The 12,726-nt window shown below is 59.1% G+C and carries 13 protein-coding genes; 8 read left to right on the top strand and 5 right to left on the bottom strand.

Annotation, left to right across the window (positions count from 1 at the left end; genetic code table 11):
- Positions 1-9: 9 nt before the first annotated feature.
- A complete protein-coding gene (locus CFBP4996_RS21445; protein ID WP_162936046.1) occupies positions 10-420 on the bottom strand; it encodes a hypothetical protein in 411 nt (136 codons plus the stop codon).
- Entirely contained in the window at positions 420-1,673 is a 1,254-nt protein-coding gene (locus tag CFBP4996_RS21440; RefSeq protein WP_003522141.1) for a sarcosine oxidase subunit beta family protein, read from the bottom strand. The genes CFBP4996_RS21445 and CFBP4996_RS21440 overlap by 1 nt, the downstream gene beginning before the upstream one ends.
- A 316-nt stretch (positions 1,674-1,989) precedes the next feature.
- Here CFBP4996_RS21440 and rpsU point away from each other — a divergent pair, with 316 nt between their 5' ends.
- Both rpsU and CFBP4996_RS21430 read left to right on the top strand, forming a co-directional pair.
- Positions 1,990-2,217 (top strand): 30S ribosomal protein S21, encoded by a 228-nt coding sequence (gene rpsU / locus CFBP4996_RS21435; RefSeq protein WP_003508541.1) that lies wholly within the window; start codon positions 1,990-1,992, stop codon positions 2,215-2,217.
- A 133-nt stretch (positions 2,218-2,350) separates the two neighbouring features.
- Positions 2,351-3,247, top strand: coding sequence for a tetratricopeptide repeat protein (locus CFBP4996_RS21430; RefSeq protein ID WP_080819947.1), 897 nt, complete (start codon positions 2,351-2,353; stop codon positions 3,245-3,247).
- Between the two features lie 71 nt (positions 3,248-3,318).
- Here CFBP4996_RS21430 and CFBP4996_RS21425 read toward each other — a convergent pair whose 3' ends face one another.
- A complete protein-coding gene (locus tag CFBP4996_RS21425) occupies positions 3,319-3,585 on the bottom strand; it encodes a DUF6074 family protein (RefSeq protein WP_080853873.1) in 267 nt (88 codons plus the stop codon).
- A 340-nt stretch (positions 3,586-3,925) separates the two neighbouring features.
- Between CFBP4996_RS21425 and CFBP4996_RS21420 the strand changes: the two genes are divergently transcribed.
- Positions 3,926-4,204, top strand: a complete 279-nt coding sequence (locus CFBP4996_RS21420; RefSeq protein WP_059756990.1) for an exopolysaccharide production repressor protein — start codon at positions 3,926-3,928, stop codon at positions 4,202-4,204.
- A 110-nt stretch (positions 4,205-4,314) separates the two neighbouring features.
- Positions 4,315-5,304, top strand: coding sequence for a glycosyltransferase family 2 protein (locus tag CFBP4996_RS21415; RefSeq protein ID WP_020811960.1), 990 nt, complete (start codon positions 4,315-4,317; stop codon positions 5,302-5,304).
- 274 nt (positions 5,305-5,578) lie between these two features.
- On the opposite strand, the gene CFBP4996_RS21410 is transcribed toward CFBP4996_RS21415, so the two are convergent.
- Complete coding sequence (locus tag CFBP4996_RS21410; RefSeq protein ID WP_080853874.1) at positions 5,579-6,547, bottom strand: polysaccharide pyruvyl transferase family protein; 969 nt, start codon at positions 6,545-6,547, stop codon at positions 5,579-5,581.
- 52 nt (positions 6,548-6,599) lie between these two features.
- A complete protein-coding gene (locus CFBP4996_RS21405) occupies positions 6,600-7,565 on the bottom strand; it encodes a glycosyltransferase family A protein (RefSeq protein ID WP_059755880.1) in 966 nt (321 codons plus the stop codon).
- A 118-nt stretch (positions 7,566-7,683) separates the two neighbouring features.
- Here CFBP4996_RS21405 and CFBP4996_RS21400 point away from each other — a divergent pair, with 118 nt between their 5' ends.
- From CFBP4996_RS21400 to CFBP4996_RS21385, 4 genes are all read left to right on the top strand, one after another.
- Positions 7,684-9,162 carry a lipopolysaccharide biosynthesis protein gene (locus CFBP4996_RS21400; RefSeq protein WP_080853875.1) on the top strand — a complete coding sequence of 493 codons (1,479 nt, stop codon included), beginning with the start codon at positions 7,684-7,686 and terminating at the stop codon, positions 9,160-9,162.
- Between the two features lie 372 nt (positions 9,163-9,534).
- Positions 9,535-10,683, top strand: a complete 1,149-nt coding sequence (locus tag CFBP4996_RS21395) for an acyltransferase family protein (RefSeq protein WP_003522134.1) — start codon at positions 9,535-9,537, stop codon at positions 10,681-10,683.
- Between the two features lie 4 nt (positions 10,684-10,687).
- A complete protein-coding gene (gene exoK, locus CFBP4996_RS21390) occupies positions 10,688-11,479 on the top strand; it encodes an endo-1,3-1,4-beta-glycanase ExoK (protein WP_080853876.1) in 792 nt (263 codons plus the stop codon).
- Positions 11,480-11,540: 61 nt separating this feature from the next.
- On the top strand, positions 11,541-12,722 hold the full coding sequence (locus tag CFBP4996_RS21385; protein ID WP_080853877.1) for a glycosyltransferase family protein: 1,182 nt from the start codon (positions 11,541-11,543) through the stop codon (positions 12,720-12,722).
- Positions 12,723-12,726: the final 4 nt, after the last annotated feature.

Genomic DNA, 12,726 nt, shown 5'->3' with positions numbered 1-12,726 from the left:
TCGCTCCACCTAGAGAGAATTTTCCGGAAGCGCTGTTCCGGCGGGTTGGTCACACAGCCGCTTTCCCATGGCTACGAAAGGGGAAAGCCGCTTTAAAAGCTGCTCGAAATTATCGAAAGGGCGTAGCGCCGAGGCCCGGCCCATATTGACGATGGCAACCGCCATCATGTCGGTGTCGATCGCGAAGGGGTAATCCTGCTCGCCATCTTCGTTCTCGCCGACAAAATAAACCATCTTGTTCGCGAGACTCGGAGCACAGAGAAGCAGGCCTTTTTCCGCCACGAAAGGCCAGTCTTTCTCACCGTGCATCTTCGCAATCTTCTGGCTGCGAAAATCCTTAGCCTCGGGAATGACGCTGCCGACGGGCACGGCCACGGCCGCGCCTGATATGTTGATCGCAAGCATGGCCGCCGCCAGCATCAATGCGCCACCGCGGCAGCGGCAGCCTCATCGATCAGGCGACCGGTGCGGAACCGGTCGAGCGTCAGCCCCGCCGCCAGACGATGCGGTTCACCGCGCGCGATGAGATGCGCGAAGAGGTTCGCCGAACCCGGCGTCGCCTTGAAGCCGCCCGTGCCCCAGCCGCAATTGACGAAGAGGTTCGGCACCGGCGTCACGCTCTGGATCGCCGAGCGGTCAGGCGTGTTGTCGGTAATGCCGCCCCATTGCCGCATCATCTTGACGCGGCGGAAGATCGGGAACAGCTCGCAGATGGCGTCGAGCGTGTGGGTGATGATCTGCAGGCCGCCGGTCTGGGAATAGGAGTTATATTGATCGGTGCCCGCGCCGATGACCAGCTCGCCCTTGTCGGATTGCGAAATATAGGCGTGGACCGTGTTGGACATCACCACGCAGGGGAAGATCGGCTTCAGCGGCTCCGACACCAGCGCCTGCAGCGGGTTGGAATGCAGCGGAACGCGCACATCCGCCATCTTCATGATGACGGAGGAATGACCGGCGGCGGAAACGCCGATCTTCTTCGCACCGATGAAACCGCGATTGGTCTCCACACCCGTCACCGCCCCGTCCGGCCCACGGCGAATGCCCGTAACCTCGCAGTTCTGAATGATGTGCACGCCGCGGTCGGAGGCCGCGCGGGCATAACCCCAGGCCACCGCATCGTGGCGCGCCGTGCCGCCGCGGCGCTGGAGTGCTGCGCCATTGATCGGATACCGCGCATTGCCGGAAATATCGAGCGGCGGGCAATAGGCTTTCGCCTGCTCCGGCGTCAGCCACTCATTGTCGATGCCGTAAAGACGGTTGGCATTGATATGGCGGCTGAAGGACTGCCGGTCATGGATATTGTGCGACAGCATCATCACGCCGCGCGCCGAATACATGACGTTATAATTGAGATCCTGGCTCAGGCCTTCCCACAGTTTCAGGGAATGCTCGTAAATATCCATGCTCTCTTCATAGAGATAGTTGGAGCGGATGATGGTGGTGTTGCGGCCGGTATTGCCGCCGCCAAGCCAGCCTTTTTCCAGAACTGCGACATTGGTAATGCCGTGTTCCTTGGCAAGATAATAGGCAGCCCCCAGCCCGTGGCCGCCGCCGCCGATGATGATGACATCGTAGTCCTTGCGCGGCTCGGGCGAGGCCCATTGCGCATCCCACCCCTTATGACCCCTGAGCGCCTCACGCGCCACGGCAAAAACGGAATATTTGCGCATTCGCAATCTGCTCCTCAAGAACCGGCCAGAAGCCGGAAACATGGCTCCGGCCCTTATCATACACATGGCAAATCGGGATGGGAGGCAATATCCATTTTGCGACGCCGCAATGATTTTGTTTCGACATCGCAGGCAGAAATCCGGGCAAGCCGCATTTTGCTGGGTGATTATGCGCTACCGGCTGGACTTGCTGCAAATGATCTGTTATTGCACGTCACCAATCGCCCGGCTCGACAGCCGAACGAACGATTTTTTATTTGCGTGCGAATGCCTTATTCACATAGCAAATTAACCAAACCAAAGGAACGGGATTCACGTGCAGGTACTAGTCCGCGACAATAACGTTGATCAGGCGCTCCGCGCCCTGAAGAAAAAGATGCAGCGCGAAGGCATTTTCCGTGAAATGAAAATGCGCGATTACTACGAAAAGCCCTCCCAGAAGCGCGCTCGCGAAAAGGCTGAAGCCGTTCGCCGCGTTCGCAAGCTGGCACGCAAGCGTGCACAGCGCGAAGGTCTGGTTGCAGGCCCCCGCGCAGGCCGTTAATAGGCCGTCTTTTGGACGTTTTTGAATGCTTGTTGGGCGGGGGCGATCAATTCGCCGCCGCTCTTTGTGTTTGTGGCCGGAGAACGCTCTTGAAAACGACCGTGAGACCGGCCTGCGAGGGAACCCACACCGAATGATCGCTGTCGACGCCTGTGTTGTGAAAAACTCCGATGCCTCCACGCGCCGGGTGCCATTGAAAAACAACAGAGGGTTCCGCGCTTCTCTGGTCGTCTGTACCGTCCTTGCCGGTCTTTCCGGCTGCGCGACATCCAACCAGACGGAAGATGTGTTCAGGATCGACCGTGCCCAGGGTTCGCAGGAAAACATCGCCTCGCTCACCTCGGTCATCAACGCCAATCCGCAGGATCCCGAAGGCTATAACGTCCGTGGCTCGGCTTACGGCCGCGCCGGCGATTCGCGCCGCGCCATCGAGGATTTCAACAAGGCGCTGCAGCTCAACCCGCGCTTTTATCAGGCCTATGCCAACCGCGCGCTGGTCTATCGCAACTCCGGGCAGCAGCAGCAGGCCCTGCAGGACTACAACGCCGCCCTGCAAATCAATCCGAGCTACGATGTGGCGCTGATCGGCCGTGGCAATCTTTACCGCCAGTCCGGGCGTGTGAACGAAGCCTTCAACGATTTCTCCCGCGCCATCGAGCTTGAAACCACCGACGGACGCGCCTGGCACAATCGCGGGCTGATCTACCAGCTGCGCAACCAGCATGCCCAGGCCATCGAGGACTTCTCCAAGGCAATCTCGCTGTCGTCGACCTCGCCGGAGCCCTATAACGGCCGCGGCCTTTCCTATGTCGCCTTGAACGACGATGAAAACGCCTTCGCCGATTTCAACCACGCCATTTCGCTGGATGGCAATGTGGCGGAATCCTGGGCCAACCAGGCGCTGGTCTATGAGCGTCGCGGCGAGATGGCCAAGGCCGCCAAGTCCTATGGCCATGCGGCCCGGCTCGACCCGAAATACAAGCCCGCACTTGACGGCGTTGCCCGCACACGCGGCGCTAGCGCTTCCTGATCAAACGGGCATGAACAAAAAAGCCGGCAGGTTTGACACCTGCCGGCTTTTTTATGGAAAACGCTGAGGCCTCAATGGCTGTCGCGGCGCGCCTCTGGCGTGGCGTCGCCCGCCCACAATTCAGCCTGCACGGCGTTTTGAAATTCCATGACCTCGCGCCGCATGGCGGCGTCCTCATAGCCAAGTGCCGTCAGACGGGCGGCCAGCTCACGGCACTCCCTGCGCCAGAAATCATTCGCCTCCACACCATGCAGCCGGTCAAGCGTGGTTGCACATCTTTTTACGTCGGCAATACGGTTCTTTGCCGGAAAGGCGATTACTTCTGAACTCGTTGTCACGCGGGCACCTTGCTCTTGCTGAGGAATCAATACCGACTTTTTAAAGGCGAGATGGTTAACGAAGTCTGCAGAGGGCGTAAGACAGCCGACAATGGCCGCAAGAGAACGATTTTACGCCTCTCAAAAGCAGGAAATCGCCTGGTAAGGCAGCCCCGATTGGGGGAAGTCATCGATTACCGAGGAATTTACCAATCAAGATTACCGAAATTTCATGCCGCAACCGTTAGAAGAAGTATATGTGTGTTGAAACAGCACCGGTCTCATCGTATATTTCTTGCAAAGAAGAAAAATGCCGCAGCGCAGTCAAAAATGGAGAAATCGTTCTCGGGAGGAGAGCACCATGTATGCACCTCGTGTTTTTTTCAGCATGATCGGTGCATTGCTTACCTTTGCGGTTGCGACATATTTCATCCACGGCTCGTTCTATACGGCATTCATCCAGACCCTCATCTGCGCGGTCATTCTGCAAGTCGGTTATTTTGTTGGGATTCTCGTTCTGGTCGCCCGGGAAAAACGGCGCATGCGCGAAACCTTCGCGCGGGACCGTGGCGCCGAGGCAATGCAGGCGGACGCCGTAAAAAGCCCGCCGCCGCACGGTGCAAAACTGACCGATATGTGAGCTTTCACGCAGCTTCATTTATTGCGTCGCAAAAAAATCGCTTGCATCCATACCCGTGACACTTTCTGCTGGCCAAATCCTGACGGTTGGTCAAAGCAGAAGGACAATACATGGTGAGCGGTTCACAGCCCATTTGCGTCATCATCGCTGCGAAAAATGCATCCGAAACAATCGATATCGCCATACGTTCCGCCCTTGTGGAGCCGGAGGTCGGCGAAGTCGTGGTGATCGACGATGGTTCCACCGACACGACGAGCGATGTGGCGCATGCGGCGGACGACGGCACGGGCCGTCTGCGGGTCGTGCGATTCGAGGTCAATCGAGGCCCTTCGGCTGCGCGCAACCACGCCATCTCGATTTCATCGGCGCCGCTCATCAGCATTCTCGATGCGGACGACTTCTTTTTCAGAGGCCGTTTCGCGGCCATGCTGGCCGACGACGACTGGGATCTGGTGGCCGACAATATCGCCTTCATCCAGCAATCGGTCCCCGGCGCATCCTCCATGCAGCCGGTCCGTTTCGAACCGCAGGCGCGGTTTCTGTCGCTGACGGAATTCGTGGAAGGCAATATTTCCAGGCCCGGCGTCGAACGCGGGGAAACCGGGTTTCTGAAGCCGGTCATACGCCGCGCTTTTCTCGACAAACATGCACTGCGTTACGATGACGGCCTGCGGCTCGGTGAAGATTACGAGCTTTACGTGCGGGCGCTGGCCGCCGGTGCGCGTTACAAGGTCATCCGCCATTGCGGCTACGGCGCGATCGTGCGCGGTAACTCGCTGAGCGGCCGCCATCGCACCGAAGATCTTCGCCGCTTATACGAGGCGGACAAGGCCATTCTCGCCGGCTGCCGGCTCTCGGCAGAGGAAACGGCGATCCTGCGCGAACATGAAAAACACATCCGCGCCAAATTCGAGCTTCGCCATTTTCTCGATGCGAAAAAGCAGAAGGGCATGGGCGGCGCGCTGAGCCACGCCCTTGCGCGGCTCCCCGCCCTGCCCGCCATCACGCGCGGCATCTGGAGCGACAAGACCGCCCGGTTCCGTAAATCGCCACCGGTGCGGGATGTGCGTTATCTGCTGGACGGTACGCCGGTTTCGTAGGGGCAGATCCACTGCCGCAAGAACCGCGACAAGTCCGCGTTTCCCTCTTCCGTCATGCCGGTCCCCGGAACTAGCCCGAGGATGATCCGGCATCCAGCCATGGCGCGTCTGCGCCGTGAAAAGAGTCTTTCGCGATCAATGACTTGATCGCGCTGGACCCCGGATCAAGTCCGGGGTGACGGCCTGCGGATTCTCCGCTCTTGCCAAACGCATAGGTGCCGCTGCACCTTATCCGTGGCGCGAAAAAAAGCACCGCTGCAGACTATGTAGACCCTCAGAGATAATCCCGCTTCACCGTTTCCAGAACGGCGGCGAAACGCTCCTTGCGCTCTTCCAGCCGACCATCCGGGCTGAGACGCGGCTCCGCGCGGCTTGCCTGCCAGAGCGCCAACGTGGAAGGCGCGGCCAGCACCTGCTTGGCCAATTTGCGCAATGACCGGGGCTGCGTTTCCTGCGGCCGCACCAGCACGTCACCCTCATGCGCCGGGCCTTCATGTGTCGGAACGGAACCGGCCTCGGCAATGACGGGGCCGGGCGGCGGCGGGAAGCTCATGCCCCAGAAGCGCGAGCCCTTTTTTGCCGCCTCGGCGCGGGTCGAAACCGGCACATAGCGCGGCTGATATTCGACACCCACGCTGCCGGCCCAGTCGCTCCATTTGAAGCTGTTGATCGACGGCGAGGTGCTGACCGCGACCCATGGCACGCGGAAGGCATCGGCAAGAATTGCGCCATGCATGGATTCGGCAACGATGAATTCCGACTGGGCGATGGCGCGGATCACCGCTTTCGCCTCGCCGCGCGGGTCGAGATAGGTCAGTCCCGCCGGTTCGCAGACGGTTTCCCACATGCCGAATTCCGCCGATTCCCAGTGCGGAACGAAGGTCTTCTTGTAGAGCTTCGGCAGGCCTTTGAAATCGGGCATCTCGGTGACCATGACGGCCGGATCGACAATGCCCTTTTCGGGCGCGAGCCCCAGCTTGGCGGCGGTTTTTTCGCCGCGCACGCAACGAATATCCCAGAACTCGGTGCTGGTATCCGGCACCGCGCCATAACCATAACCGCTGCCGATCACCAGCTTGCGCTGCTTTGCGGGCAAAAGAACATCGTTCAGCACGGTGCCGACGCCGACGAGCATGACGTCATCATGCACATCGCGCAGGCCCGGAAGCAGAAAATCCCACAGCCACAGGTTGAGATCGTCACCGAAATTTCCGTGATGAGATTCCCAGTGGTAAGGTTTCATGAGGTCACTCCTGGGTGAAAAAACATATAAATTCTTGCGGGCGAGAATTCGCTCATCTGGAGCGGACGATTTTTCCAGCACCGAGCTCGAAAGCGGCGCGCAGCAGTGCCGGATCGCGCATCGCCCATTTCAGGAGCAGCCCGAATTCGGGCGCCTTGCGCCGTTTCAGATTGCCCGCCTGGCTCCACAGCGCCTGTTTACGCGCCGTGTTTTTATAGGAAGCGATGGAGGCGACATCGTCCGGCCGGCGTGAAAAACGTCCCTCCAGCGTATCGAGCGCCACCCAGGTATTGAACTGCTGGCGCAGGAATTCCGGCGAGGTATTGTCGATGCTGTGGAAGATATTGACGCCCATGCCGCGCATCGCGCCGGCGTCGTCACAGAGAAGCGTGCGCTTCGATGCCAGGATGGAATCGCAGAAAAACAGCACGTCTTCCGCCGCCAGACGAAGCGCCGGGTCAAAGCGGATTTTCTCAAAAAGAGGACGGCCGATCACCATGCAGGAGAGATGCAGGAAGCTCCAGTTGCGCAGCATCACACTTGCCAGATCCGGCAGTTCGATCACCAGCGGCTTCTCGGAAAGCCTTGCCGCGCCCTCATTCTTCTCCAGTTCGGAAATGGCAAAATGATAATAAAATTCGTCACTTGCCTGCATGGATGCCCAGTAGCACTCGCCGCCATAGGTCTGAAGCGCGAAGGCCGCATTCTGCAGATGATCGGGTGTCCAGATATCGTCGGAATCAAGAAAGGCGACATAGTCGGTACCGTCAGGCACATTGTCCAGACCGGTGTTGCGGGCGCCGCCCGGGCCGGCATTGGCCTGCTTAATGACGAGAATCCGGTCTTTCTCACCCTGCGAAAGTTCCGCAAGTTCCTGATCGATCGGGTATGGCGATTCGTCATCGACGATGACAAGATCGAAATCCTGGTAAGTCTGCGCAAAAACCGATGCGAGTGCACGTCCCAAGACACCGTGCTGCTTTTGGTAGTAGGGAATGACGACAGTAAATCTTGCCATTGTTTCGCCCCTTGCGTTGATCAAGAAGTGTCGGGCCCGATCCTAAAAGCGGCCCCGATGGTATCGGCAACTCCCAACCGGCTTTCCTCCCGCCGGCCTCCAGAAACAGGATGCTTGTATGCCCCCAGCGCCAAATGTAAAGACCATCACCACGAATGTCGGCTGGAGCGTTTTATCAAAAACAGGGACATTCGGGCTTAAATTTGTCACGGTCCCAATTCTCGCAAGACTGCTTTCCCCGGAGGAATTCGGGGTGGTTGCGGTAGGACTAACGGTTGTACAGTTCCTGACGATGATCGCCGGCGCGGGGCTGACCTCTGCCCTCATCGTCGAAAAGGAAGAGGATATGGATACGATCCATACCGTCTTCTGGGCCAATCTCGCCATCTCCTGCACCATGGCCGCCGTCCTCTACATCTTCGCGGAATTTTTCGGCGGGCTGCTGGGGGCGGTGGAAAGCGCTTACCTGCTGCGCATCATGGCCTTCCTCATTCCGCTGCAGCTTGCCGGCGATGTCGCCTATTCGCTGCTCGCCCGGCGCATGAATTTCAGCAAGGACGCGCTTTGGAGCATGGCGTCGGAAAGCATTGCGGCCATCGTCGCGGTCGCGCTCGCCTTCATGGGCTTCGGCGTCTGGGCGCTGATCATCCAGCTTTTTGCCGCAGCCCTCATCCGGCTTGTCGGCCTTTATGCCGTTTCCCGCTATTGCCCGCGCTTCGTCATGAAACCGCGCCGGCTGGTGCCGCTTCTCGGCTTCAGTTCGGGGCTGATGGGCTCGGAAATCGCCAATTTCGTTACCTTTCAGTCGCCGATGGTGGTCATTGCCCGGCATCTTGGGCTGGCGGATGCCGGCGCCTATTCCGCCTCCAACCGCTTTGCCAGCATTCCCAATCAGGTGGTTCTGTCGGCCGTTATGGGTGTCCTGTTTCCCGCCTTCAGCCGCATGATGGACGACCCGCAGCGCCGGCGCGATGCGCTGATGTTCAGTACGCAGGTGCTGACCGTGCTCCTGGCACCGATGATGTTTGGCCTCTGGGCCGTGGCGGAGCCGGCCATGCTTGTCATCTTCGGGCAGAACTGGGCCTATGCCTGGCCTGTTCTCGGTCTGCTCGCCCTGTCCAAGGCCATTTTGACGCCGTGCAGTACCTTCATCCCGTATTTGAAGGGAGCAGGTTACGGCCGCGTGCTGTTCTGGTCGGCGACCATCCGCGCCATCGTCACCACCGTCGCGGTCTGGCTTGCCGCGCTTTATGGCACCCTGATCGACGCGATGGTGTGGCTCTGCATCGTCAATGCGGTAACGCTGGTCGCCTATTCCTGGGCCGTCTTCAAGGCGAGCGATACGCCCTTCTTCCGCGGCCTTTATGTCAGCAGCCGGCCGATGATCGCGGCGCTGGTGATGGCCGTTGCGGTGCGTTATCTGCTTCACCTTCTGGCTGAACGCGTTCCCAATGCCACGCTTCAGGTTCTCATCGGCGCTGCCGTCGGCGGCCTCATCTATGCAGTGCTTATCCTGCTGACCGAGCGGGCGCTGCTCGGGAAAATTCTCGGAATGGTCAAATCGCGGCGCATGCGGGATACTGCAACCCAAGGTTAGTTCAACCGTAGAAAAACGCGCCTCATTTCCGCCGTTAACCGGCCTTTTCCGCGGTGATTTTCCTCGCCGCGGCAGGGCCGGATGGCGGTTCTTTTTGCAGCGCAACATCACGACAAATGACAATTTCACACGGTTGGGCGATTTTTAACGATGGCCAGATTTAGAAAAATACCAGTAATTTCATATATTTGAATTTTTACGGCGACAAGAATGACCGGAACGCCAGACATTCACCCGCAAAATCTAAGCTTGTGTTTTTCCCGCGTCGCCACATTTTATCCCAAAGTCGAAACCAGACTTTCCAGTGCGGGCTTAAGTTCGCTCTGGTTGCAACGCGGCGTGGGTGGACGCCGCCCAATAGGGGTGACTGATGTGACTGTCGATCAGAACCTATCCTCCCGTATCAATTTGATGCGCATATTGCTGATCTCCGGGATCGTGTTCGTCCATGTGCCGCACGACGCCGAAACCAGCCCTTTTCTCGGCCTTTACGGCTTCTTCGACTGGCTGCGGGTTTTCCTGGGCGATGCACTGTTTCGCATCGGCGTGCCCTGTCTCAGCGCCATTTCCGGCTATCTGCTGTTTCGCCGCGGCATGAGCGGTTTCGATTATCCGGCGACGATCCGCTCCAAGTCGAAAACCGTGCTGCTGCCCTTCCTTCTGTGGAACGGCGCGCTGTTTGCGGCCGTATTGCTGATCCAGCTCTTCGATGTCGGTGTGGGGTATTTCCCCGATCTGTGGAATGCCAGCCCGCGTGAAATCATCAGCCATGGTACGGCGCTTGAGGAGCTGCCGGTGAATGTGCCGCTTTATTTCCTGCGCGACCTTTTCGTCTGCATCCTGCTGTCGCCGGTGCTCGCCTTTCTGATGCGCCGTTTCGCCCTGCCGACGCTCGCCATCCTGCTCTTCATCACCGCCATGCCAGACCTGACGATTTTCATCGTCCAGAAGAAATCCATTCTTTTCAGCTTCTCGCTCGGCATTGCGCTCGCGCTTCATCGTATCGACGTCAAGGCGCTCGACCCCTATGCCGTGCCGATCATGGCGCTGACCTTTGCCGCCTCGGCCATATTGGCGACGGGACTTTATTTCACCGGCCCGGAATTCACCTTCTGGCTCAACATGTCGCGCAATCTGCTTGCCGTTTTCGGCGCGCTCGGTTTCTGGGCGTCTTCCGCCCTGTTGATCCGCAGCCGGCTTGGTCAGCGACTTGCCGAAACCGGCAGCCTGAGCTTCTGGATTTTCTGCGCCCATTATCCGCTCCTCGTCATCATGTGGATGGTGTGGAACAAGGGCGGGCCGGATTTCTACCCCGCCTTCTATATCAGCGCGACGCTTTCCGCCTTCGTCATTCTGGTGGTCAGCAATGCCCAGACCCGCAAATACCTGCCGGCCGTCTATGCCGTGCTGACCGGAAGCCGCAGCGGCAAAGGCAAGACGAAGGCCGATTTTGCGGCAAAACGGGCCGCCATGATCGGCCCGCCGACATCCGAAACGCTTTATTCGCAACGACAGAGGTGAACCAATGACAACATTTGTCACCCGCGTTCAGACACGCATTCTTCTCGCCGCAGCCCTTCTGGCCGCTCCCTTTGCGACGCCGGGCCACGCACAGGAAGGCAATGGCGCATCCTTCATCGAGAACTTCGATTCCATGGACAGAAGCTTCTGGTACGTGTCCGACGGCTGGAACAACGGCGCGCATCAGAACTGCACCTGGTCGAAGAAACTGGCGACAGTGGAAAACGGCCAGCTGACGCTCGGTTTTGAAGAAGCCAAGGCTGGAGACCGCAAATTCGCCTGCGGTGAAATCCAGACCAAGGGGCGTTATCGCTACGGCACCTATGAGGCACGCATGAAGGCCGCCACCGGCTCGGGCCTCAACTCCGCCTTCTTCACCTATATCGGCCCGACCGACAAGAAGCCGCACGATGAAATCGACTTCGAGGTTCTGGGCAAGAACACGGGCAAGGTGCAGCTCAACCAGTATATTTCCGCCAAGGGCGGCAATGAGAAGCTGGTGCCGGTGGAAGGCGGCGCCGATGCCGGCTTCAACGATTATGCCTTCGTCTGGGAGCCCCAGCGCCTGCGTTATTACGTCAACGGCAAGCTCGTCCATGAAGTGACGGATGAGTCGAAAATTCCCCAAAATGCCCAGAAGATTTTCTTCAGTCTGTGGGGCACCGATACGCTGAAGGACTGGATGGGCGCCTTCTCCTATTCCGGCGCAACGCAAATGATCGTCGACCGGTTTGCCTTCACGGCGCTCGGCGACAAATGCCAGTACCCGGAATCCATTGCCTGCGCCCTCAACTGATTTTTTTGAACCAAACCGTCATCCGCGGCGTCTCTGACGCATGAACCAACCGGACCCTTGCATGACCCATGTTCTATATCTCGCGCATGATCTGTCGGACCCCGCCATTCGTCGGCGGGTGCTGACCCTGCTTGCGGGTGGGGCGCGGGTGACGCTGGCGGGCTTCCGGCGCGGACAGAACCGACTGGCGGAGATCGAAGGCGTCTTACCCGTCGTGCTCGGGGAAACCGCCGACGGGCAGTTTCTGCAGCGCATGGCGGCGGTGGCGAAAGCCAGTCTCTCGCTGGGCAAGACCCTGAACGGCATTCCCGCCCCTGATGTCATTCTTGCCAGAAATCTGGAAATGCTCGCTCTGGCAAAGCGAGCCATGTCGATCTATGCCGGGCAGCCGGCGCTGGTTTACGAGTGTCTCGACATTCACCGCCTGCTTCTCAACACGGGCAAGCCCGGACAGATGCTGAATGCCGCGCAGCGTTATTTCGCACGCGACGCCAAGCTGCTGATCACCAGCTCTCCGGCATTCGTGGAGCACTATTTCAAGCCCATGTCGGGCCTCAACCTTCCCGTCCTGTTGCAGGAAAACAAGGTTCTAGCGCTCGACGCCACCGTTGCCGCCACGCCGCAGCCACGCGCCCCCGCCTCCGGCGAACCATGGAAAATCGGCTGGTTCGGCGCGCTTCGCTGCCGCAAATCGCTGGAAATCCTCGCCGAATTCGCCCGTCGAATGGAAGGCAAGGTCGAAATCATCCTGCGCGGCCGGCCGGCCTATTCGGAATTTACCGATTTCGACGGCTTCGTGGCCGCCGCCCCGCATGTGCATTTCCATGGGCCTTACAAGAACCCCGAGGACCTTGCCGCCATCTATAACGAGGTGCAGTTCACCTGGGCGATAGACTTTTTCGAGGAAGGCCAGAATTCCAGCTGGCTGCTGCCCAACCGGCTTTACGAGGGCTGCCTTTATGGCACCCTGCCGATTGCGCTTGCCGGCACGGAAACCGCCCGCTTCATCGAAAAGCGCGATATCGGCTTCGTCCTGCAACATGCGGGCGCTGACGATCTCACCGCGCTGTTTAACCGGATGAACCCGCAAACCTATGCGGACGCCTTCAACACCCTCTCGGCACTCGACAGGAAACAATGGCTGACCGACCGCGACGATTGCCGTCTGCTGGTGCAGCAATTGTCCTCTCTCGCCAAATCCGCTTCCGGCCATGCCCGCGAAGCGCAGTTTTCACCCGTGTAGTGCG

This window comes from Agrobacterium leguminum, from assembly GCF_005144435.2.
Classification (GTDB): domain Bacteria; phylum Pseudomonadota; class Alphaproteobacteria; order Rhizobiales; family Rhizobiaceae; genus Agrobacterium; species Agrobacterium leguminum.
This window is presented reverse-complemented; position numbering and strand designations above follow the sequence as displayed.

Excerpts from the sequence above, each read along its gene's own strand:
- CFBP4996_RS21445 (WP_162936046.1), bottom strand. The coding sequence starts at position 420 with ATGCTGGCGGCGGCCATGCTTGCGATCAACATATCAGGCGCGGCCGTG.
- CFBP4996_RS21440 (WP_003522141.1), bottom strand. The coding sequence starts at position 1,673 with ATGCGCAAATATTCCGTTTTTGCCGTGGCGCGTGAGGCGCTCAGGGGT.
- CFBP4996_RS21430 (WP_080819947.1), top strand. The coding sequence starts at position 2,351 with ATGATCGCTGTCGACGCCTGTGTTGTGAAAAACTCCGATGCCTCCACG.
- CFBP4996_RS21420 (WP_059756990.1), top strand. The coding sequence starts at position 3,926 with ATGTATGCACCTCGTGTTTTTTTCAGCATGATCGGTGCATTGCTTACC.
- CFBP4996_RS21415 (WP_020811960.1), top strand. The coding sequence starts at position 4,315 with ATGGTGAGCGGTTCACAGCCCATTTGCGTCATCATCGCTGCGAAAAAT.
- CFBP4996_RS21410 (WP_080853874.1), bottom strand. The coding sequence starts at position 6,547 with ATGAAACCTTACCACTGGGAATCTCATCACGGAAATTTCGGTGACGAT.
- CFBP4996_RS21405 (WP_059755880.1), bottom strand. The coding sequence starts at position 7,565 with ATGGCAAGATTTACTGTCGTCATTCCCTACTACCAAAAGCAGCACGGT.
- CFBP4996_RS21400 (WP_080853875.1), top strand. The coding sequence starts at position 7,684 with ATGCCCCCAGCGCCAAATGTAAAGACCATCACCACGAATGTCGGCTGG.
- exoK (WP_080853876.1), top strand. The coding sequence starts at position 10,688 with ATGACAACATTTGTCACCCGCGTTCAGACACGCATTCTTCTCGCCGCA.
- CFBP4996_RS21385 (WP_080853877.1), top strand. The coding sequence starts at position 11,541 with ATGACCCATGTTCTATATCTCGCGCATGATCTGTCGGACCCCGCCATT.